General features: G+C 38.1%; 22 protein-coding genes. 13 read left to right on the top strand and 9 right to left on the bottom strand.

Annotation, left to right across the window (positions count from 1 at the left end; all coding sequences use genetic code 11):
- Positions 1-18 precede the first annotated feature (18 nt).
- From CWB66_RS01010 to CWB66_RS01000, 3 genes are all read right to left on the bottom strand, one after another.
- Entirely contained in the window at positions 19-441 is a 423-nt protein-coding gene (locus tag CWB66_RS01010) for a response regulator (protein ID WP_138584001.1), read from the bottom strand.
- Positions 434-1,921 carry a PAS domain-containing sensor histidine kinase gene (locus tag CWB66_RS01005; RefSeq protein WP_138584000.1) on the bottom strand — a complete coding sequence of 496 codons (1,488 nt, stop codon included), beginning with the start codon at positions 1,919-1,921 and terminating at the stop codon, positions 434-436. The genes CWB66_RS01010 and CWB66_RS01005 overlap by 8 nt, the downstream gene beginning before the upstream one ends.
- A gap of 785 nt (positions 1,922-2,706) precedes the next feature.
- Positions 2,707-3,126 (bottom strand): hypothetical protein, encoded by a 420-nt coding sequence (locus CWB66_RS01000; protein WP_138583999.1) that lies wholly within the window; start codon positions 3,124-3,126, stop codon positions 2,707-2,709.
- A gap of 268 nt (positions 3,127-3,394) precedes the next feature.
- Between CWB66_RS01000 and asd the strand changes: the two genes are divergently transcribed.
- The gene (gene asd, locus CWB66_RS00995) at positions 3,395-4,528 is read left to right on the top strand and encodes an aspartate-semialdehyde dehydrogenase (protein WP_138583998.1); all 1,134 of its coding nucleotides are present in this window, start codon (positions 3,395-3,397) and stop codon (positions 4,526-4,528) included.
- Between the two features lie 93 nt (positions 4,529-4,621).
- Here asd and CWB66_RS00990 read toward each other — a convergent pair whose 3' ends face one another.
- Positions 4,622-5,710, bottom strand: coding sequence for a GGDEF domain-containing protein (locus CWB66_RS00990; RefSeq protein WP_252371696.1), 1,089 nt, complete (start codon positions 5,708-5,710; stop codon positions 4,622-4,624).
- Between the two features lie 353 nt (positions 5,711-6,063).
- Here CWB66_RS00990 and CWB66_RS00985 point away from each other — a divergent pair, with 353 nt between their 5' ends.
- On the top strand, positions 6,064-7,182 hold the full coding sequence (locus tag CWB66_RS00985) for an AsmA family protein (protein WP_138583996.1): 1,119 nt from the start codon (positions 6,064-6,066) through the stop codon (positions 7,180-7,182).
- Positions 7,183-7,258: 76 nt separating this feature from the next.
- Here the strand turns inward: CWB66_RS00985 and CWB66_RS00980 are convergent, their stop codons facing one another.
- Positions 7,259-8,065 carry an ion transporter gene (locus tag CWB66_RS00980; protein WP_077535319.1) on the bottom strand — a complete coding sequence of 269 codons (807 nt, stop codon included), beginning with the start codon at positions 8,063-8,065 and terminating at the stop codon, positions 7,259-7,261.
- Positions 8,066-8,165: 100 nt separating this feature from the next.
- Here CWB66_RS00980 and CWB66_RS00975 point away from each other — a divergent pair, with 100 nt between their 5' ends.
- From CWB66_RS00975 to CWB66_RS00955, 5 genes are all read left to right on the top strand, one after another.
- Positions 8,166-8,378 carry a hypothetical protein gene (locus tag CWB66_RS00975; RefSeq protein ID WP_077535320.1) on the top strand — a complete coding sequence of 71 codons (213 nt, stop codon included), beginning with the start codon at positions 8,166-8,168 and terminating at the stop codon, positions 8,376-8,378.
- A 15-nt stretch (positions 8,379-8,393) separates the two neighbouring features.
- Positions 8,394-8,675 (top strand): hypothetical protein, encoded by a 282-nt coding sequence (locus tag CWB66_RS00970; RefSeq protein WP_138583995.1) that lies wholly within the window; start codon positions 8,394-8,396, stop codon positions 8,673-8,675.
- 69 nt (positions 8,676-8,744) lie between these two features.
- The gene (locus CWB66_RS00965) at positions 8,745-8,936 is read left to right on the top strand and encodes a YwbE family protein (protein ID WP_138583994.1); all 192 of its coding nucleotides are present in this window, start codon (positions 8,745-8,747) and stop codon (positions 8,934-8,936) included.
- On the top strand, positions 8,936-9,454 hold the full coding sequence (locus CWB66_RS00960; protein WP_077535322.1) for a DUF4240 domain-containing protein: 519 nt from the start codon (positions 8,936-8,938) through the stop codon (positions 9,452-9,454). The genes CWB66_RS00965 and CWB66_RS00960 overlap by 1 nt, the downstream gene beginning before the upstream one ends.
- Positions 9,455-9,663: 209 nt before the next feature.
- Positions 9,664-10,125 carry a hypothetical protein gene (locus tag CWB66_RS00955; RefSeq protein WP_138583993.1) on the top strand — a complete coding sequence of 154 codons (462 nt, stop codon included), beginning with the start codon at positions 9,664-9,666 and terminating at the stop codon, positions 10,123-10,125.
- Positions 10,126-10,145: 20 nt separating this feature from the next.
- On the opposite strand, the gene CWB66_RS00950 is transcribed toward CWB66_RS00955, so the two are convergent.
- The 3 genes from CWB66_RS00950 to CWB66_RS00940 all read right to left on the bottom strand — a co-directional run bounded on the left by CWB66_RS00950 (position 10,146) and on the right by CWB66_RS00940 (position 12,307).
- Entirely contained in the window at positions 10,146-11,405 is a 1,260-nt protein-coding gene (locus CWB66_RS00950) for a Y-family DNA polymerase (RefSeq protein WP_138583992.1), read from the bottom strand.
- A complete protein-coding gene (locus tag CWB66_RS00945) occupies positions 11,393-11,806 on the bottom strand; it encodes a S24 family peptidase (protein ID WP_138583991.1) in 414 nt (137 codons plus the stop codon). Before CWB66_RS00945 ends, CWB66_RS00950 begins: the two co-directional genes overlap by 13 nt.
- Before the next feature lie 81 nt (positions 11,807-11,887).
- Positions 11,888-12,307: a MarR family winged helix-turn-helix transcriptional regulator gene (locus CWB66_RS00940; RefSeq protein ID WP_024591031.1), complete on the bottom strand. Its 420-nt coding sequence runs from the start codon at positions 12,305-12,307 to the stop codon at positions 11,888-11,890.
- 135 nt (positions 12,308-12,442) lie between these two features.
- On the opposite strand from CWB66_RS00940, the gene CWB66_RS00935 reads away from it, so the two are divergent.
- From CWB66_RS00935 to CWB66_RS00925, 3 genes are all read left to right on the top strand, one after another.
- Entirely contained in the window at positions 12,443-13,186 is a 744-nt protein-coding gene (locus tag CWB66_RS00935; protein WP_138583990.1) for a siderophore-interacting protein, read from the top strand.
- Positions 13,187-13,327: 141 nt separating this feature from the next.
- Positions 13,328-14,317, top strand: a complete 990-nt coding sequence (locus CWB66_RS00930; RefSeq protein ID WP_138583989.1) for an LLM class flavin-dependent oxidoreductase — start codon at positions 13,328-13,330, stop codon at positions 14,315-14,317.
- Positions 14,318-14,600: 283 nt separating this feature from the next.
- Positions 14,601-15,614: a patatin-like phospholipase family protein gene (locus tag CWB66_RS00925; protein WP_138583988.1), complete on the top strand. Its 1,014-nt coding sequence runs from the start codon at positions 14,601-14,603 to the stop codon at positions 15,612-15,614.
- A 93-nt stretch (positions 15,615-15,707) separates the two neighbouring features.
- Here CWB66_RS00925 and CWB66_RS00920 read toward each other — a convergent pair whose 3' ends face one another.
- Complete coding sequence (locus tag CWB66_RS00920) at positions 15,708-16,139, bottom strand: Lrp/AsnC family transcriptional regulator (protein ID WP_007377579.1); 432 nt, start codon at positions 16,137-16,139, stop codon at positions 15,708-15,710.
- Positions 16,140-16,310: 171 nt separating this feature from the next.
- On the opposite strand from CWB66_RS00920, the gene ocd reads away from it, so the two are divergent.
- The 3 genes from ocd to CWB66_RS00905 all read left to right on the top strand — a co-directional run bounded on the left by ocd (position 16,311) and on the right by CWB66_RS00905 (position 19,823).
- Positions 16,311-17,381, top strand: coding sequence for an ornithine cyclodeaminase (ocd, locus tag CWB66_RS00915; protein WP_138583987.1), 1,071 nt, complete (start codon positions 16,311-16,313; stop codon positions 17,379-17,381).
- Complete coding sequence (gene ctlX, locus CWB66_RS00910; RefSeq protein ID WP_138583986.1) at positions 17,378-18,289, top strand: citrulline utilization hydrolase CtlX; 912 nt, start codon at positions 17,378-17,380, stop codon at positions 18,287-18,289. Before ocd ends, ctlX begins: the two co-directional genes overlap by 4 nt.
- A gap of 127 nt (positions 18,290-18,416) precedes the next feature.
- Positions 18,417-19,823, top strand: a complete 1,407-nt coding sequence (locus CWB66_RS00905; protein WP_138583985.1) for an alanine/glycine:cation symporter family protein — start codon at positions 18,417-18,419, stop codon at positions 19,821-19,823.
- Positions 19,824-19,828: the final 5 nt, after the last annotated feature.

Here is a 19,828-nt window from a genome sequence, read left to right as displayed (position 1 = left end):
AGCTCTTCTCAAAACGATCTATGTGAGCTCAATCGCATTCATATATGCATCCATAAGCTTTGCTAACTTAGCAAACTGAGGGCCTATAGAACTTTTTACCATGTAGCCTGCCACATTGTTGTGGTACGCTCGGGTTCGGTCACTGTCTTCGTTTGACGTACTAAGAATAAATACCACAGTATCGTGCAGCTTTATATCAAGGCGAATCTGTTCTAAAAATTCGAACCCGTTCATCACTGGCATATTTAAATCTAGTAATACCAAATATGGTTCAGCTATCCTTCCTGATTGATCCTGTTCTCGTAATGCATCAAGGGCCAACTGCCCATTTTGTTTCCAGTTGACTTTAATTGCAGGCTCCACTTTTCTTAAGCTGCGCATAACTGATTCTGCAGCCACATCATCGTCTTCTACGAGTAATATTGTCAGATTCTTAATCATTGATTTCTTTCCTTGCAAAACGAGGCCACCAAACATGGAATGTTACTCCTCTTTGTGGTTGATTCGACGTAACATTAAGCTTTCCTCCGTGCGCTTCTGTAAGCCGTCGGCTTATGGATAAGCCAATACCAGCCCCTTGTCTTTCGCCTGAAGTTGTCGTTTGAAATAAGCTAAAAATACGTTCATAAGCTGCTTCTGGTATTCCCGGTCCATCATCAGAAACGGTTAAATGGCAGAGAGTATTCTCTGCAACAGATCGAATTAAAATAATTCCTTCTTCACGGTCATGGTGTCCGATGGCATTACTCACCAAATTGCGAATAACAGTTTCAAGTGGTGTCCATGCAGACACAATACTGTCGAGTTGAATGTCTTTTTTAAGCTTTATACCCACAGGAAATTCTAATAACTCCTCTACATTATTGACCAACTTATTGATATTGATTTTTTGTGTATCCAGTGTGGCCTTACCTGCTTTTGCATAGTCTAATAAGTTATCGATTAACGTTTCCATTTTTAAAATACGTTCATCAATACGCGTTAAATTGTGCTGTACCTCATCTGTCGTTGTCCCCAGATCTTCTTTAATCCATTCAACTAAATTAGAAATGCCTCTCAATGGAGAACGTAAGTCATGGGAAGCCACATAAGTAAATTCCTTTAGGCTAGTATTGTTTTCCTTTAGCTCTACTTCCATTCTCTTTCGATCGCTAATGTCCAATAGCGAGACAAATACCATGTCTTCACTATTCGTGTTTTCAAAAGGGCTTAAACCTATTTCTACAGGAAACTCTTTGCCGTCTTTATGTAGCGCGGTTAAGTCTCTTCCAACTCCCATACTTCTTATGCTGGGCGCTTGATGAAATGAATAACGCAGCCCTGCATGATGTCCTTGATAGCGTTTTGGTAATAGCATTTCCATTTTTTTATCTAATAACTCTTCTTCACTGTAACCAAAAGAGGAGCAAATCGATTTATTCACTGATTGAATAATGCCATTTTTATCTATTATTAAAACCCCATGTGGTACAGCCTGAATAGAGCGTTGAAACATATTATTAGCACGAAGCCTTTGTGAAATATCTACCAGCGTTGCTAATACTAATTCTTGTTTTCCGCGTATTGGGTTTAAGCCTATTTCAATCGGAATTTGAGCGCCATTTTTTTGACTGGCAAACAATTCACGACCTGCACCCATTAAACGTTTTCTAGGCTTTGCAAAAAACTGGCTCATTAAATGTGTATGATTGGATTTAAATTGTGAAGGAAGTAAACTGTCTATGTTCATTCCTATAAGCTCTGAGTCAGTGTAGCCAAGTATTTCAGACAGTTGATCATTTGCAAAAAGAATTTGAGCCTTAGCATTCACTATCATTGCACCCATAGGCAAGCAATCAACCAATTGCGCCAAAAACGCATTGTCTATTGTAAAATCAGTATTTAAGGGATCAACACCCGTGTTAACTTTAGTTTCGTTCATTTACTTACCTATTTAAAAACTACTCATATATGAATAGACGAGGAAATGATGAACATCAAATTATGGGCGATTATTTTCGCTAAAAACTGTTACCTTTAATAAGTTTTCATTATATGTGTCAGGTAATTATATTTAAGGAAGAAAATTCCTGTTTGTTGCTTTGTCCAAGCGTTCTATTTTTACATCGTAAAATAGCAAATCTTATTAAACAAAATAAAGGTAGATTCAACTTCGAAGTAACGTCAATAAACTAGAGTTATATGAACGCTACCTTGAGAAAAATAGCGATTATATTACTGACGTTATTGCTGATGTTATTACCTTCTGTGAGCTATACAGAGATAGTTAACAAAATACCGAGCATTTCGAATGTGTGGTTACAGAGTACTACTCTTGATATGTTTGCGTTTATCGCTTCACTACGCTTTAATCTAGCTCTCTTATTTTCTGTACTTACATTGATTTCGCACTTTTACCATGGCTATACTTCAGCACTTATGGTGTTATTTGGCCATTGTAAGGCGTTTCTTTGAAAGCTTAAGTAAGAAATTTAATTAGCGGCTGTTTAACTGTATTTTAACTATGTCATTAAATTGGAATGGGTCGTTAGAATCAAATTTAGACTTTATACATCGCAATTATTGACTGGCTGTAATTCGCTCATAACTGTACGTTAGATTGAAACCTCACTTCTACACTGTCAAGATTGATGTGAGCCATTACAGCTAAAGTAGTCAATAGTTACGTGCCCTGCATTTAATACAGGGCTTTGTTAGTTTGATATTTTATTGGCACTTTATAGTTGCATAGAGCTGATAACATTGGTTTTTACTGCCCGTGCTTTTCATGCCCCATGATTGGTTATACCAATCGAAGTCTCCATAGGCGCTTTCATCCTCTCCGCAAGTAATTGTGCTTCCAGATATTTCTTGGTTGTGGCCACGCTCCTCACAAAATTGATTCCCATTTGTAGAGCCCACAAAAAACTGCTCTAAGCGCCCATTTATCCATACCTTTGGACTGTAATAGGTTGTTGCAGTATTGACTAGTACGCCTTGTCGCTCTTCCATATTTATTTCTGCGCGTTCAAAAGATACTTTTTCATTTTCTTTTAATGCCATTGTGCTTGCTGAAAGCGTTGTATCTGCAAATACATTAAGTGATGCTGAACTTAAAGCGAGTAGAGCGAAAGTAAGTGTCTTCATTATCTTTTCCTTTAGTTGAATGTAGAATTACACAAAACGTCTTTTTCAATGTGCCTTCTTAGCTTGGTAAATACAGGTTTCAACAAGGTTAAGCTTTTATTAAAGTTTAAAATAATCGTTGTATGCCTTTGCATTTTTTACACTATGAAAAAAATTTGAGTTCTACTTTATTCACTAGTTTTAGGGTGCTGGTGGTGTTATTTTGACGCTAATGAAAATTAAATCTCACGCAATGAATTTTAATTTTTAATGTATTAAGGCATCTTTTATGACTCAAACTTTGGAACAAACAATGAAAAAAGTAGGCTTGGTTGGTTGGCGCGGCATGGTTGGCTCTGTTTTATTAGAGCGAATGCAACAAGAAAATGACTTTGCACTAATCGACACCACTTTTTTTACCACCTCTCAAACCGGCCAATTAGGCCCCAATTTAGCGGGTGATGCAAAACCATTGCTTAATGCAAGCGATGTTGGCGAGCTTGCTAAAATGGATATTATTATTACCTGTCAAGGTGGTGACTACACAAATGCGGTATACCCTGCACTTCGCGAGTCGGGTTGGGATGGTTACTGGATTGATGCGGCGTCAGCATTGCGTATGAGCGACGACAGTATTATTGTACTCGACCCCGTAAACAAAGATGTGATTGAAGAAGGTTTAGCGCAAGGTGTTAAAACGTTTGTTGGGGGCAACTGCACGGTATCACTTATGCTACTTGCTTTAGGTGGTTTATTTGAACAAGACCTGATTGAATGGGTAAGTCCAATGACTTACCAAGCTGCCTCTGGCGCCGGTGCACGTAATATGAAAGAGCTTATTGCACAAATGGGCGCTATTCATGCAAGTGTTTCACAGCAGCTCGATAACCCAAGCTCCGCTATTTTAGAAATTGATAAAATAGTGAGTGAAAAAATGGCAGCAAACGATTTACCGCACGATCAGTTTGGCGTTCCTTTAGCTGGGAGCTTAATTCCTTGGATTGATGTACCTATGCCAAGCGGCCAATCTAAAGAAGAATGGAAGGCGCAGGTTGAAGCCAATAAAATTTTAGGCTCATCTAAACAGCCGGTGCCAATTGATGGTTTGTGTGTACGTATTGGTGCTATGCGTTGCCACAGTCAAGCGATGACCATTAAACTACGTGAAGACATTAGCGTTGAAAAAATTGAAGAAATATTAGCGTCTCATAATGAATGGGTAAAAGTTATCCCTAATCAACGTGAAATTAGCACCACAGATTTAACCCCAGTGAAAGTAACAGGCACTTTGAGCATTCCTGTTGGCCGTATTCGTAAATTAGCAATTGGAGAAAAATACATTAGCGCATTTACAGTCGGCGATCAGCTTTTATGGGGAGCAGCAGAGCCACTTCGTCGCATGCTGCGCATTATTGTTGGTTAGTGGTAATGTATTTTAGGCATTAAGCATCGATAAAAAGGGTTGGCAAAGCGCTAACCCTTTTTAATGTAAAAGGTTAATAACTAATTCATAGGTTCAATTTTGTACTATTGCATAAACGACGGTGTTTTTGCCTTTATGTTTAGCGTTATATAAGGCTTTATCAGCTTGATTTATAACACTTTCTATTGTTATTTTATTACTTTGAATATTTATAACCCCAAAGCTTGCTGTGACATCAATAGATTGCTCGTTAAGACGAAAAGGGTTATTTGCTAACGCGAGTCTTAGCTGTTCTGGCATTGCTCTAGCTTCTTCTTCACTGCTACTGGTTGCGATTATAACAAATTCCTCACCACCAATTCGGCCAAATAAGTCATTCGTATTTATTCCGTTGTATACTCTTTTTACCGCTTCAATGAGCACTAAATCGCCATTAGCGTGTCCGTAATCATCATTTATTTTTTTAAAGTTATCTATATCCCAATAAATTAAACTCATATATTGCTCAGTGCACTTTTTAGCTAATTTGGCTTGGCCTTTTTGATAAAACCCTCGACGGTTTAAACAACCTGTTAGTACATCTGTCATTGCCAAATTTTCCATTTCATCGGCCAGATCAGAAGCCATAATAAAGATGATAAATACAGCCATACCAACATGTGCTGAGGGGACGGTAAGAAAATTAATAAGGTTGTATAACTCAATGTATTCGCGATTAACTTGACTGCCTTGCATAAGCGCTACCGTGGCGGCAAAAAATAAAAATATTCCGCATAAAATATAAGTAATAGAGGCACCTATTTCTGCGGGCAGTGATTTTTGCTTATGTTTTAAAATGATCGCAGCGTTGAGCACCAATAAAATAACATCGTAATAAATATACAGGGACATAAACAAGCCCACATGCACATTTACAGCTTTAAAGTAATAAACGACTGCAAGTGTGATTATGGCAAAAAAAATTAAATATCGGATACGTATGCTTGAATTTACTCTTATGCAATGTCCCCACGTGCCAAGTAGCACTGAGCCAACTGAGAAACTACTTGCCAGCATCCATACCGTTATATCTGAGGAGAACAGTGATCTGCCTAAAATTGTTGCCCATTGACATGCTGATAGGGTGAAAGCACCAGCCCAAAGTAATGCATATTGTTTTTTACCTAAGGTAAACCACGACATTAAAAAAATGATAGCCCAGATAACGCTGGTCAAAAAAAGAGTAACTAATATGTAAGAAAGTGGGTTCATATATGTTCTATTTTAAGACGCGTTAGCTTAACTTTAGTTGAGTATGTTTATTTATTCGAGTTACTTTCGTACAATTATTTCAGCTGAACACAGCTAGCTGTTTAATAAATAGGGCTATTTATAACACTGGTATAGCACTTGCTGTAAAACCTAGGTAGAGCCGTTTTGTCGATAAATAACCTGCTATTAGGTTTTTTAAATGATATATACGTGGTGTTTTTACAATTGTATGTTGTTTTTACATATTTTAATTACTTACAGAGCTACATATAAAGGGTATTAAAATGGGTTTCACCTCTAAACTTTTATTTAGTAAATGGTTTAATTTTTTAGCTATTGTTTTATCAATCCTCCTTATTGTCAGGATCGCTGCACCTCACGCGATTCAGTATTATGTAAATTATCAATTAAAACACACACAAGGTATTACTGGGCATGTAGATGATGTTAATCTGTTTTTATACAAAGGGGCTTATGCCATTGATGATATAAAAATTTATGCTGTCGATTCCGTTTCTGCTCCTAAGCCATTGCTTGGTGTAGAAACACTTAATTTTTCACTTGCATGGTCAGCACTTCTTAAAGGCAATGTAGTGACTAACATGGTGTTTACCCGCCCAGAAATTGTTATTTATGATAAAGATCCCAATACAGTAGAGCAAAATCAACAAGTAAAAGATGAAACAACATGGGTTGGACTCGCAAACAATTTAGTTTTGTTTTCTATTGATAGTTTGATGATTAAACAAGGAAAAGCAACGTTAGTTAATATGACTAACAATACTGAGCAACCTACTTTCATATCAAATATTAATGCTCACATTAAAAACATCACAAATGCGCAAAATCTAGAAAACTCTCTTGTAACATCGTTAAACATTGAGGGAAAACTTATGGGCGAGGCGATGTTAAAGCTCACTGGCAAGCTTAATCCTTTTAGTAAACAGGCTAATTTTGATTTAAATGCTGAGGTGCAACGCTTTTCAGTTAAAAACCTCGACACTGTATTTAAAGTATATACACCGTTTGATATTGAAGCTGGTGGAATAGATGGCGCTATGGAACTCGTAGCGAAAGATAATAATTTAACGGGTTATGTAAAAGCAGGCGTTCAAAACTTGCGTGTTTTCTCTTGGCGTGAAGACATTGAAAAAGATGATGATGGGGTATTTACAGCCATATTTGAGGGAAGTGTTGATTTACTCAGCAGCATACTTGAAAACGACGAATCAAAGCTCGTTGCAGCACGTATTCCAATTGAAGGGCAATTAAATAATGCTGATGTTTCGACTTTTCAAGCTATTGTATCGGTTTTAAAAAATGCCTTTTTTGATGCGTTTAATATGCAAATAGATGACGTTATATCATTTGAAAATACAAAAAAGAAGCAAGCTGAAAAATAGCAAACATAAATAAGGCGGTTTATTCTAATTGATCTCAAGTGGCACCTTATTAATACAGGTACCACTTGTAGGAGATCTAAGTATTTTTACCTAATAACACTTTTAACTCCGCAATTTGCGCTTTTAATTCGTTTACTTGCCCTTGTGTTGCGGGCAGAGAGTTATTATCAGCGAGTTCTTCTCGTGCATTACGATGTTCTTCACCCATAACTTCTAAAATTGCACCTACCATCATGTTTAAAAACACAAAAGCGGTTAAAAATATAAACGTAAGGTAATAAATCCAACTTAGCTCGTATACCGCCATTGTTTCGTACATTATGTCGGTCCAGTCTTCAAACGTGGCTATTCTAAACAAAGTTAACATTGAAATGGATACGTCTTGCCAAAGAACAGGGTTAATATCAGCAAACATCATGCTGCCCATTGCGGCGTAAATATAAAAAATAACAAACATGAGCAGGGCTATATAACCCATTTGTGGAATTGCTTTGAGTAGTGAGTTTACTAATAAGCGTAACTCTGGGATCATAGAGACTAATCGTAACACTCTAAATATTCGTAATAATCGCGCAATTAACATAGTAGAGCCTGCAGCAGGGTATAAACTGCCAAGTACTATAATGGTATCGAATATATTCCATCCTTTAGAAAAAAAGTCTTTTATACCTTTACTTGCAATAAAGCGAATTACTAACTCAATTAAAAAAAAGGCGGTAATGCCAATGTCCATCCAATTTAGGGCAAGCTCTACGGTTGGATGGAGTGAATAAGTATGTGCACCTACAGTAAGGGCAGAAACAATAATGACAGCTATAACAAATGATTGAAATATCTTGCTTTTGTCTATACGCTGAAACGACGTTTGTAACTGCGACATCATAATAAGGGGTCCTGTGAAAAGTAAGGTTTTATCGCGCTAATATACAATAATATTGCCATAATTTAACGCTTTTTTGATATCGAAAGTGTAAGGAAATTTAATGTTTATCAATAAACTAAAAAATAGTGCATTACCGATTATTGGATTATGCCTGTTAGCTGGTTGCAGTTCAGACGCACGCTTTCATGAGGTTCAATCGGCACGGCTTAATGAATGTAATTATAAAGCAGATAAAGAATATTATGAATGCTTAAATAAACAAGACTCTAATTACGAAGAGTTTAAAAAAAAGCAAAAAGCAGAGACGAAATAAGTTGCGTGATTATTTATGACTAAAACTCAAAAGCAGCGAGATAAACAAATTCGTTTAGCATTAACTGTTGCGTGTGAAACAATAAAAGAAATGGTAGTTGGCTTTAATTATTTAACACACACAGTCGATTTAAGTAATGAGGCGAGCACGTTAAAGGTGCAGTGCTATTTTAATGACGATATTGCGCTTGACGCTGCTAAACCGCAGCTTGATGAATTAGCGGATATCATATTTACGCAGTTGGCGAGTATTAAACTGAATATTAAACCCGCACACATCTTATTTTTTGCCAATTAATAGTGGTTTAGTTGGTTTGACAGCACAGTGATGTTTATAATTACATAAATTACTTTAAAGGTTTCAATTATGGCCGTTCCTACGCGTTCGCAAATTTCACCAGGCATAACAGTAAATATTGTATTAAAAGAAGATCAACGCAGCGGTATATTAACCGAAGGTGTTGTTGAGCGCCTTTTAACAAAATCACCAAATCACCCACACGGCATTAAAGTACGTTTAGAAGATGGTCAAGTTGGCCGAGTGAAAGAGATTTTATAATGGCAGCGTTAACAGAGCAGGCTTTTTGGGAATTAGTAACAGCACCCGATTTAGGACTCGACCCACAAAGTGTGAGCGAGAACCTAAAAACTAAACTTAATGATTTAAGCGATCAACACCTTATTGATTTTGATAAGCATTTTGGCATACATATGCGAAAATGTTTTACCTGGGATTTGTTTGGTGCCGCTTTTGTAATGGCTGGGTGTAACGACGATTACGGTTTTAGTGAGTTTAGATGTTGGTTAATTTCTCGAGGTAAAACTGTTTTTGAAAATGCGCTAGTGGATCCCGACTCGATTGCACAGTGTACTCCTGTTTACTATTTAAACGAGCAACCTTATCCATACATCGATGAATATGACTTAATTGCTGGCTTATTATTTGAAGAGCGCAATGAAGATGAATTACCGTTTATTCCATCAGGAAGCGACGAGCCTAAAGGTAAACGTTTTAAAGACAAACCTAAATTTTTAAAACAAAGCTACCCATTATTATTCGCAAAGTACTGGCAGTAGCAATAGCACGTTAATCATTTTGTTGTTCGAGTCCGTGTATAAACAGTACCAACAACAAAATGATTGTTAATGCAGTATCTACTTCCTGTAGTGCGACTTCTCTCCTTTTATAGTAAATCTCTGTTATAGTTGTTAAAAGTTATAAAAGCTAAGTGATTAGGCATTTTGCTATTATCTAACACGCTGACTCACGAGGATACACCCACGAAATGAAATATTTAACACTCGCTTTATTAACAGTTGCTTTTACAAGCGCAAATGCTTTTTCTGAGCCTAGCAACAAAACACGATTTATACCGCTTTTAAAGTCAAAATTGGGTGCCTACGAAGTTGTGTCGGCCAATTCTGGATTATGTGTTAATAGTAATTTGAGTTTGACAGATGAAGGAGATGTAAGTGCGGGTTTTAAACTAGGTAAGCAAATTATATTTGGATCGCTCCACAATGGTACCCGAACCATTAAAAAACCAAACTTTTGTTTTATAACCAGCACGCTTAAATATAAAAGTGATGGTCTTGAAAATGGCTTAAGAATGAGCCGTTGTGAAGATGCAATAAACGAAAAAACAATTAGCCAAAGTATCCGATTTTTAGCTGATAACACACTAAAGTACACATTGAGCGAACCCAGTGTAGAGTGTACATTTAAAAAAGCAGATGAAAGTAAATAAAGCATCTAGTAAGTAGCAAATCATTCGCAGTATATTTTAGGGATATCGCGCCAACGCGTGGTGTACTGCGGCGACAAAAAATCACGGTTCATGTGCCACCGGTCATTTAATTTACTACTAGCTAAACTAAGCATTCCTTTCCCATACCGTGTATTTATAGCATCTAGGCAACTCATTAATTGTGGGTTGTCAGTACGTTGGTTAAACAAGTCACTTTGTTGAAATTGCTGTGACGTAAGTTCTAAAGCGCCTACACCACACTTGTAAAACCTAACTGCAGGTTGGTATATTTGATCAAATACCTCAGATACAGCATTAGCCATCACGCAGGTGTCGTTAGTGGGTGAGGGGAACTTATACACAAACGACTTTTTATAATATCTATTTTCGTGCGCGCCACTGGCTGAAAAAATATAAAGCTGGTGAGTGAGCGAACGTTGCACTCTTAGTTTATTAGCCACTGTGGTTACATGGTTAATTAGCGCCGTTTTAAGGGCTGTTGGCTCACATATGCGCTTTCCAAAACTACGGGTCGAATAAATCTCCCGCTTGTCTTGTCGTACATCATCCCAGTTTAAACATGTTATCCCGTTAAGCTCGCTTACTGTACGTTCAACAACCACACTAAATGCACGGCGCATTGCTTTAGGGTTTTGCTGAGCAAGATCCCAAGCGGTGTGTATATTCATTATTTTAAGCTTTTTAGCTAGTCGCCGGCCTATTCCCCACACATCTTCGCAGCTCATTCTTTGTAAAATAGCTTGGCGAGTTTGCTCGCTATTTATTACTGCTACACCATTAAAACCACTGAGCTTTTTAGCGGCGTGGTTAGCGGCTTTTGCTAAAGTAGGGGTCGGGCCAAAACCAACACCCACAGGAAGCTTTGTTTCGCGCCATACTGTGCGCCTTATTGTATGGCCGTATTCATGCCAGTCTTTAATTAATGATGTGTAGCCATTAAAGTGCAAAAACGATTCATCAATACTGTATATGTGCTGTGTATCGCAAAAGCGGCCAATAATATTCATCATTTTGTCGCTTAAATCAGCATAAAGCTCGTAATTGCTAGAACGAATAACAACGTTGTTTTGCTCAAGCAAATGCTTAACTTTAAAGTACGGGCCAAATTTAGGAATATTTAAATGCCGTGCAATAGGGCACATTGCACACACGCAACCATCGTTATTAGTAAGCACAACCACTGGTTTTGAACGAATTGCAGGATCGAATACTTTTTCAGCACTGGCATAAAACGACACGGCATCAACTAAAGCATACATGACAGTAGTTCAGAGTTTTGGCGGTGCATTCTTATTGATAAACTAACCACTCCTTCTAATTGAAACTCGTCAGTGGGTGTTATTTGTACTGGTTGATACAAAGGTGATGCCGATAAAAGCCGTGCATTTGTCTTATCAAGCAGCTTACACACAAATAAACCGTTTAAATTAGCAACAATTACATCGCCATCTTTAGCTTGCTCTGCGCGGTCGACTACCAGTAAATCGCCTTCAAAAATACCCACTTCTTGCATAGAACATCCCGATGCTATACCTATAAAGGTTGCATCGGGATGTTTTATTAACAGTTGATCAAGCGATACACCATGCACAGAATACTGTGCAGCAGGGGATTCAAAACCGCACACGCCTGCTTCTATATAAATGGGAATGACAAACATAACTCAACCTAAAACGCATATACTGTATAAGTGTACAGTGTATGCGTTTTGTGTAAGTTATGCCAAGAAATGTATGGCTGATCAATCCATGTTTTTGATCATTTGTTGTGCGGTATCTAAAAAGTCTTTGATTTGTTGAGGGTTTAAGTTTTTACACATTTGATTATTTATTTTCTGCTCTGAGGCTAACAACTTATCAAAAAGAACTTTACCTTGCTCTGTGAGCGATAAAATAAAGCAGCGCTTATCGTGCTCACTTGCCTGTTTACTTATTAAATTTAAGCCAATAAGATCTTTAATTAAACGTGCGATTTGCGCTTTGTCGCGCTGTGTTTTAGTAACTATATCGTTAGCCGTACAGTTATTTACGTTCGCGATAATATGTATGCAGCGTACGTGCATAGCATTAATACCAAGTTCGCCTGCGTTAATTGCTTCGCGAATTGTTACACGGTAATTTTGCATTAATTCAAACAGCGTATTTGATAAAGGCGTATTCATAGAACTCTCAATATAGTTGACAAAGTCAATTAGTTTGCTATAGTTGATTTTATCAACCAATGGGGCGTTGTGCAATACCTGCTTTTTTATAGCAGCCAACTATTAAAGTCTAAGTTTTGTAAAATGAGGTAATACATGAGTAAACAAGTTCGCAAAGCCAACGTATTAAGTACACAGCAAATCACACCCCACCTACAGCGTATTGTTGTAGGCTCTGATGATTTTAAAGACTTAACCTCACAGTACATTGGTAACTATGTAAAAGTACTGTTCCCAAAAAATGGTGAAGTGGATTTTAACTTAAAAACAGCCTGTGTACGGTCATATACAATAAGGCATGTAGATGCACAAACAGGTGCGCTAACACTTGATTTTGTTATAAATATGCACCAAGGCCCTGCAACTGACTGGGCTAAAATTGCAAAAGTAGGCGACGAGCTAGGTATTGCAGGGCCAGGCCCTAAAAAGCTAGATAATTATGAGCATTCGCATTATGTATTACTAGGCGATTTAACATCGGTAAATGCAATAAAAGGGTATGTGCAGCAATTACCTTTAACTTCAAAAATTGATGCTTTTGTACATGCGCCTACTGAGCAAGATATTATTGATTTAGAAACAAATCGCGACATAAACTGGGTAATCACCGATAGTGCTGATACAGCAATGCTAAGCGCACTTAAAAGTTTGTACATTACAGTAGAGCCTCCCATTGTATTTATGGCATTAGAGGCTGGGCTTGTTCGCAAAGCAAAAGCATTGTTAATAGAGCAATTTAATATACCGCGCAGTAATATTGTTTCCTCAGGTTATTGGAAAAAAGGCGTGGATTCAGAAGGCTATAAAAAGCAGCGCCAACGTGATGCACAGCTTGCCTGAATACCTTAGAGCAAAATAACATATACCTATTTTGCTTTAATACCTCTGCGTAACTTGAATTGAGCTAATTGCAAACCCATTTAAGTGTTTTATGTTAATGATGTAATCCATTATTAGCATGCATTTTTAGGAGCTGCTATTTTGTTAAATTCCATTCCTTTTTCGTTATTAGAACTTGCCCCCATGATCAAAGGGGACAGCGTTACTAACACTCTTCATAAAAGTACTAAATACGCCCAACGTGCTGATGAGCTTGGCTTTAACCGTTTTTGGCTTGCTGAGCATCATAATATGCCAGGTATAATTTGTGCTGCCACTTCAATTTTGGTTGGTCACATAGCGGGTAATACTAAAAAGATACGCGTTGGATCGGGCGGTATTATGTTGCCAAACCACTCACCTTTAGTTGTTGCGGAACAATTTGGTACGTTAGAGAGCTTATATCCCGGGCGAATAGATTTAGGACTAGGGCGAGCACCAGGCAGCGACCAAGTAACGAGTCGTGCGCTAAATAACGATATGAGCCGCGCAGAAAACTTCCCAGGTGAAGTAACTGAGCTGCAAACATTGTTAGGTCCTTACAACGGTACGCATCCTATACGTGCTATACCAGGTGAGGACACAAATGTTCCTATTTGGTTATTAGGCTCGAGTTTATTTAGCGCGGAGTTAGCGGCGCAAAAAGGATTACCGTATGTATTTGCTGGGCATTTTGCACCGCGCTTTGTACACGATGCAATAGCGTTGTATAAGCGCGAATTTAAAGCATCAAGCGTACTTAATAAGCCTTACGTAATGCTTGCACTGCCTTTAGTGGCAGCAGACACCGACGATGAAGCGCAATACTTGTCGACTACTTCTAAGCAACGTGTGCTCGAACTTATACGGGGTAACGAGCTGTGGCTAAAACCACCTGTTGAAAGCATGGACGGGTTGTGGAGTGAACAAGAACGCGCTCATGTAGAGAACTTTTTAAGTCTAAGCGTAGTAGGTGGGCATGTAAGTATTAAACACAAGTTAGAGATGATAGCGAAGCAGCTAGAAGTTGATGAGTTTATATTTACCAATGATGTATTCGATAGTGAAAAACGCCACCGTGCACTCGAAATTTTAATGGAAATAAAGCACTAAAATATAGTTAGTTAAGCAAGTGTACACTCTGGGCTTGTTAACATACAGACATCATCAAAAGTTAAATTTTTTTAACTCATTTTATTAACTTTAAGTGATGTCTGTATTTGCTATTTAAATATTCAAAGTAAATTTAATTACTATTTTTAGTATATATTTTGCTTTGCATAGCGTTCTGTTTTTTCAATCGAACTGATTTAAATAATCCATTTTAAGATATTACTTTTATTTTTTATAATGTAGGTATTAAACCAAACGTCATTAAATTAAAGGTAGGTACACCGTGAGCTCTCTAAACACCGCAACAGCTAATTCAGTTAATCAAACAGCGCAGCCAAAAGTTGCACTGATTGCTGAAGGTGGCGGACAGCGAGGGATATTTACAGCCGGTGTACTGGATGCGTGGTTAGAGCAAAGCTACGACCCATTCGATTTATTTATTGGCACTTCTGCAGGTTCGCAAAACCTAACTAGCTACTTAGCTCGTCAAAAAGGCTATGCTAAACGCCTAATTAGAGGGCTTTCGCGTAACAAGCGTTTTTTTCAGCTTGGTCGTGGGTTAATGGGTAAGCACATAGTTGATCTAGATTGGTACTTTGACAAAACGACTGAAGTAAAAAGAGCCATAGATTTTAAAACGGCAAAAACTAGTTTAGGTGAGCGTGAACTGCTTATTACAGCAACAAATGCACGAGACAGAAAGCCGTATTATTTATCACCAACAGGTGAGAGTGGTCAATGGCGTGATTTGTTAAAGGCTTCTAGCGCACTGCCGTTTTTATACAAACAAGGTGTAAAGTTAACACCTTGGTTAAACGCAAAAGCAGCGAATGAAACACATCTTGCTGAAGAGCAAGTACAGAGCGATTTTTATCTAGACGGCGGTTTAGCAGCACCACTACCCGTGCGTGAAGCTTACAACCGAGGCGCTCGTAAAATTGTTGTAATAAGAACAGTTGACGCTAATTTTCAAGCGCAATCTGCATGGGTTCAAAAGCTAAGATTGCTTGCCTCTGCATCAGGCTATTGTCCAAAAACATTGGACTACTTAATACAGCACGAGAAAGCGTATTTAGACGAGCTTGAGTTTATTGCAAACCCACCAAGTGATGTGGAAATAATACAAATTTTTGCAGACGAAAAACTGCATAGCAAATTATTAGGTAGTTCAAATAACGATTTACGTTTTGATCATAAATTAGGCTTAGCTGCAGGTCGATCTTATTTAGCACAGCAAAGCCAATTTGAGATCAGCAACACGCATAACTACTCACAAAGCGAGTATCGTTACAATTAAGCCAACCGGATACCCAAATCATGAATAATACTGGAACTTGAAGTTGCAGTATTATTCATTCAAAAATTTTTAAATTGAAATATTGAAAATAACTTAAGTTGATGAAAGCAATATGCTTGTTTCACTATTTAAAATACCGTCAATTTCGCGTACTTGCCTTAGTACCCCATCAAACTCACTTAAATTCGCAGCTTGTAGTTCTGCAACTAAATCCCATGCACCATTAGTGGTGTGTAATTTTATAAGCTCGGGTATTCCGCGCATTGTTTTAATTACTTGTGAGGTAGATTTACCAACGACTTCTATCATCATAATTGCGCGCACGGCTTCTGTTTCTATGTGTTCGTGAACGCGTACAGTAAACCCTAATATTGCGCCTGAGCTAACTAATCTGTCTAACCTATTTTGCACTGTCCCACGTGATACATTTAAAGAACCGGCTAAAGCTGAAATAGAAGCGCGGCCGTCTTTTCGTAATTCTGCTATTAAAGCATTATCAAGAGAGTCATAAATATAAGGAGTCATAAATCAAACCTTTAAAGAAGTTACTGACCAAAATACATAAATTGTACATAATTACATAGCAAAATGATAAAAATTAGTACTATTTGTGTAATTAATTGCCATATTAAATGGCACATAGCCTCGCTAAACTTGTTTTAAATTAACTAATACGTTTATTCAAGAGGTTTCAGTATGAGTCATTTTATAGCACAGCCAAAACAAGGCGTTTCATTTGTTAGCGTTCAGGCAATGGTTAAGCTTATAAATAGCTTAGGGGTCGAAAACGTTTTGCTAGATCTAACACATAAATTAGAAACCGACTTTGCCCGTTGGACTGAGTTTGATAAGTCACCTCGCTATGCAGCACACTCACCAGAGGGTGTAATAGAGCTAATGCCAGTGAGTGATGGCCAAATGTTCAGCTGTAAATATGTAAATGGTCACCCAAAAAACACCTTTAGAGAACTTCAAACAGTCGCTGCATTTGGTATTTTAGCCGATGTAGATAGTGGCTATCCGGTTATGATAAGCGAAATGTGTTTACTAACAGCACTACGTACAGCCGCAACTTCTGCAATGGTAGCTAAATATTTAGCACCTAAAAACTCAACAACCCTTACTTTAATAGGCAATGGCGCTCAATCAGAGTTTCAGGCACTCGCTTTTAAAGCGGTACTAGGTATTACGCATATTCATTTATACGATATAGATAAAAGCGCCTCTAAAAAAGCATTTGCTAATTTAAGTGCATGCGGGTTAAACGTGACTATTTGTAATAGTGTACAAGAGGCAGTAAAAGGGGCAGATATTATCACTACCTGTACTGCTGATAAAACTAACGCTACTATTTTAACAAATGAGATGATCCCACAAGGTGTGCACATTAATGCCATAGGTGGTGATTGCCCAGGTAAAACAGAGTTAGATGCTAGATTGCTTGAGCGTGCTAATGTATTTGTTGAGTACGAGCCACAAACTCGAATAGAGGGCGAAATTCAACAAATGAGTCCAAGCTTTACAGTAACTGAGTTTCATAAAGTTATTAATAAGCAGTCGCTTGGGCGTACTAGCCAAGATGAATTAACCATTTTTGACGGCGTTGGCTTTGCGAGCGAAGACTTTACCGCACTGGTATTTATACGTGATGAGTTAATTAAAACGGGCGAGTTTGCTTTGCTTGATTTAATTACACAACAAGCGGATCCTCGTAATTTATTTTCAGTGCTTAGTGATCAACCATTAGTAAAAGAGCACGTGGCATGAGCGAAGTAAACCAAGCCCCCAGAGCTGTAGTGATGGTAAGGCCACATCACTTTACATCTAACCCACACACAATGCTCGATAACGCATTTCAAAGTGAATGCTTAGCACAAAACCAAAGTGAACAAGCATTTAAAGAAGTGACTAATGCCGTACAAATATTAAAAAATGAAGGGGTAACAGTTCACCTTTTTGAAGATGAGCAAACACACACTCCCGATTCAGTTTTTCCTAACAATTGGTTTTCAACTCATCAAAGTGGCCAATTAATAATCTACCCAATGTTTGTAGAAAACAGAAGGTTAGAATATCGAAAAGATATTATTGATTTTTTAACGGATCACTATAAAGTGACGGTTGTGACTGATTATGCGCATTTGGTGAAAGAAAATTCATTCCTAGAAGGCACGGGCTCACTGGTTCTCGATCATCAACATAAACTGGCTTATGCAGCAAAATCTAAAAGAACAACTCAATCGGTTGTTAATACAGTTTGTAATTTTCTCGCATTAAAACCCGTTATATTTAATGCATATGACGAACAAGGCACTGCGGTTTATCACACTAATGTATTAATGTGCGTTGCAACTGAGTTTGTAATGGTTGGCTTAAACATGGTGCCAAGTGAGGAGCGTAAAGCGCTAGTTACTCATTTTTTACAAAGCCATCACGAAGTAATTGATTTATCACTCGATCAAATTAATCAATTTTGTGGTAACGCCATAGAGTTACAAGGTAACAATGGCCGTATTTTAGCGTTATCGCAAACAGCATTTAATGCGCTCACAACAGCACAAATAGCAGCCATACAAAAAACGGCTAAGCTTGTACCGTTACCGATTCCTACCATTGAGTCGGCTGGTGGATCAGTTAGATGCATGATTGCAGGAGTTCATTTGCAAAACAAATAATGTATAGTTTTAAGGCAGCAAAAAGTATGGCTGCCTTATTAGTATAAAATTTAAGTCGATGTCGTAAGCAAAAGCCGTTATATCCGCAACAGGATACTAATATAAAAAATATAAGAAGGAATTAGCAATGTTCGATACCGTCGTCAAAAGCGTAAACAACCTTTTGTGGGGAGAAGGTCAGGTACTTATTTATATACTCTTGTTTACAGGGATATGGTTTTCAGTACGACTAAAAGCAATTCAAATACTTAAATTTAAACATATGTTTAGCCTTTTAAAAGGCAGTAGCAAATGTAAAAAAGACGACATTTCATCATTTCAAGCATTGTGTACAGGGCTTTGCGCACGTGTAGGCACAGGTAATTTAGCCGGTGTGGCAGTGGCAATTTCACTTGGTGGCAGCGGAGCTATATTTTGGATGTGGGTAATAGCCATATTGGGTATGGCTACAGGCTTTGCTGAAAGCGTACTTGGTCAAGTATATAAAGTGCGCGATAGTAGCGGCGAGTTTAGAGGCGGCCCTGCATATTATATTCAACAAGGTTTGGGTAGCCGAGCGTTTGCAATTGTGTTTGCCGCATGTTTATTTTTAGGTTACGGCTTTACGTTTAGCGCAATGCAAACTAACACAATTACCGACGCACTTAATTACGCGTTTGAAGTTCCTACATTTTATTCAGGCCTGGTTATTACCGTACTCGCTGGCTCAATTATACTCGGTGGCTTTAAAGCAATTGCCCGATTTGCAGAGCGTGTTGTGCCAATAATGGGCATTGTGTTTGTACTTGCCGCCGTTATTATTACTATTATAAATTTCACGCAAGTACCCGCCATGCTTAAGGATATATTTTTATCAGCGTTTGGTTTGCAAGAAGCAGGCGCCGGTGCAATGGGCGCAGCCATTAAAAACGGTATTCAACGTGGTTTATATTCTAATGAGGCCGGTGCAGGTAGTGTTCCGCATGCTTCAGCAAGTGCCAGCCCAATTCCTAATCACCCAGTAACGCAAGGTTACATACAAATGCTAGGCGTATTTTTCGATACAATCGTACTGTGTAGCTGTACCGCTGTGATCATTTTATTAGCCGATATAGACATTAGCGGTGAAATGGAAGGCATTCGTTTAACACAAAGCGCGATGACTGCTCACTTAGCACAAGGTGGTGTTTACTTTGTAGCAGCCGCTATTACCTTGTTTGCTTTTACATCGGTAGTGGCAAACTACGCCTATGCAGAGAGTAACTTGCACTTATTTAAGCTCGACAACAAAGTAGGGCGCGGTATTTACACTTTGCTTTATTTATCAATGATGTTGTGGGGCGCATCGGCCACGTTAAAAGAAGTCTGGGATTTAGCCGATATTGCCTTAGGGTTAATGACAGTGGTTAACGTTATCGCTATTATACTGTTAACGCCGACTATTTTGTCTGTTACAAGCGATTACAACGCACAAAGAGACAAAGGTTTAGAGCCCGAATTTAAAGTAAAAGATGTAAAAGTACAGGGCAAATGCGAAGACGGCATTTGGGACTAACTCAA

It is taken from the genome of Pseudoalteromonas sp. S558 (genome assembly GCF_005886635.1).
Lineage (GTDB): Bacteria > Pseudomonadota > Gammaproteobacteria > Enterobacterales > Alteromonadaceae > Pseudoalteromonas > Pseudoalteromonas aliena.
This window is presented reverse-complemented; position numbering and strand designations above follow the sequence as displayed.

What these genes read in the sequence shown, in the direction of transcription:
- CWB66_RS01005 (WP_138584000.1), bottom strand. Translation starts at nt 1,921, where the DNA reads ATGAACGAAACTAAAGTTAACACGGGTGTTGATCCCTTAAATACTGAT.
- CWB66_RS00965 (WP_138583994.1), top strand. Translation starts at nt 8,745, where the DNA reads ATGGCCGTTCCTACGCGTTCGCAAATTTCACCAGGCATAACAGTAAAT.
- CWB66_RS00985 (WP_138583996.1), top strand. Translation starts at nt 6,064, where the DNA reads ATGGGTTTCACCTCTAAACTTTTATTTAGTAAATGGTTTAATTTTTTA.
- CWB66_RS00960 (WP_077535322.1), top strand. Translation starts at nt 8,936, where the DNA reads ATGGCAGCGTTAACAGAGCAGGCTTTTTGGGAATTAGTAACAGCACCC.
- CWB66_RS00970 (WP_138583995.1), top strand. Translation starts at nt 8,394, where the DNA reads ATGACTAAAACTCAAAAGCAGCGAGATAAACAAATTCGTTTAGCATTA.
- CWB66_RS01000 (WP_138583999.1), bottom strand. Translation starts at nt 3,126, where the DNA reads ATGAAGACACTTACTTTCGCTCTACTCGCTTTAAGTTCAGCATCACTT.
- ctlX (WP_138583986.1), top strand. Translation starts at nt 17,378, where the DNA reads ATGAGCGAAGTAAACCAAGCCCCCAGAGCTGTAGTGATGGTAAGGCCA.
- CWB66_RS00920 (WP_007377579.1), bottom strand. Translation starts at nt 16,139, where the DNA reads ATGACTCCTTATATTTATGACTCTCTTGATAATGCTTTAATAGCAGAA.
- CWB66_RS00990 (WP_252371696.1), bottom strand. Translation starts at nt 5,710, where the DNA reads ATGTCGTGGTTTACCTTAGGTAAAAAACAATATGCATTACTTTGGGCT.
- CWB66_RS00975 (WP_077535320.1), top strand. Translation starts at nt 8,166, where the DNA reads ATGTTTATCAATAAACTAAAAAATAGTGCATTACCGATTATTGGATTA.
- CWB66_RS00980 (WP_077535319.1), bottom strand. Translation starts at nt 8,065, where the DNA reads ATGATGTCGCAGTTACAAACGTCGTTTCAGCGTATAGACAAAAGCAAG.
- CWB66_RS00945 (WP_138583991.1), bottom strand. Translation starts at nt 11,806, where the DNA reads ATGTTTGTCATTCCCATTTATATAGAAGCAGGCGTGTGCGGTTTTGAA.
- asd (WP_138583998.1), top strand. Translation starts at nt 3,395, where the DNA reads ATGACTCAAACTTTGGAACAAACAATGAAAAAAGTAGGCTTGGTTGGT.
- CWB66_RS00905 (WP_138583985.1), top strand. Translation starts at nt 18,417, where the DNA reads ATGTTCGATACCGTCGTCAAAAGCGTAAACAACCTTTTGTGGGGAGAA.
- CWB66_RS00950 (WP_138583992.1), bottom strand. Translation starts at nt 11,405, where the DNA reads ATGTATGCTTTAGTTGATGCCGTGTCGTTTTATGCCAGTGCTGAAAAA.
- ocd (WP_138583987.1), top strand. Translation starts at nt 16,311, where the DNA reads ATGAGTCATTTTATAGCACAGCCAAAACAAGGCGTTTCATTTGTTAGC.
- CWB66_RS01010 (WP_138584001.1), bottom strand. Translation starts at nt 441, where the DNA reads ATGATTAAGAATCTGACAATATTACTCGTAGAAGACGATGATGTGGCT.
- CWB66_RS00935 (WP_138583990.1), top strand. Translation starts at nt 12,443, where the DNA reads ATGAGTAAACAAGTTCGCAAAGCCAACGTATTAAGTACACAGCAAATC.
- CWB66_RS00940 (WP_024591031.1), bottom strand. Translation starts at nt 12,307, where the DNA reads ATGAATACGCCTTTATCAAATACGCTGTTTGAATTAATGCAAAATTAC.
- CWB66_RS00955 (WP_138583993.1), top strand. Translation starts at nt 9,664, where the DNA reads ATGAAATATTTAACACTCGCTTTATTAACAGTTGCTTTTACAAGCGCA.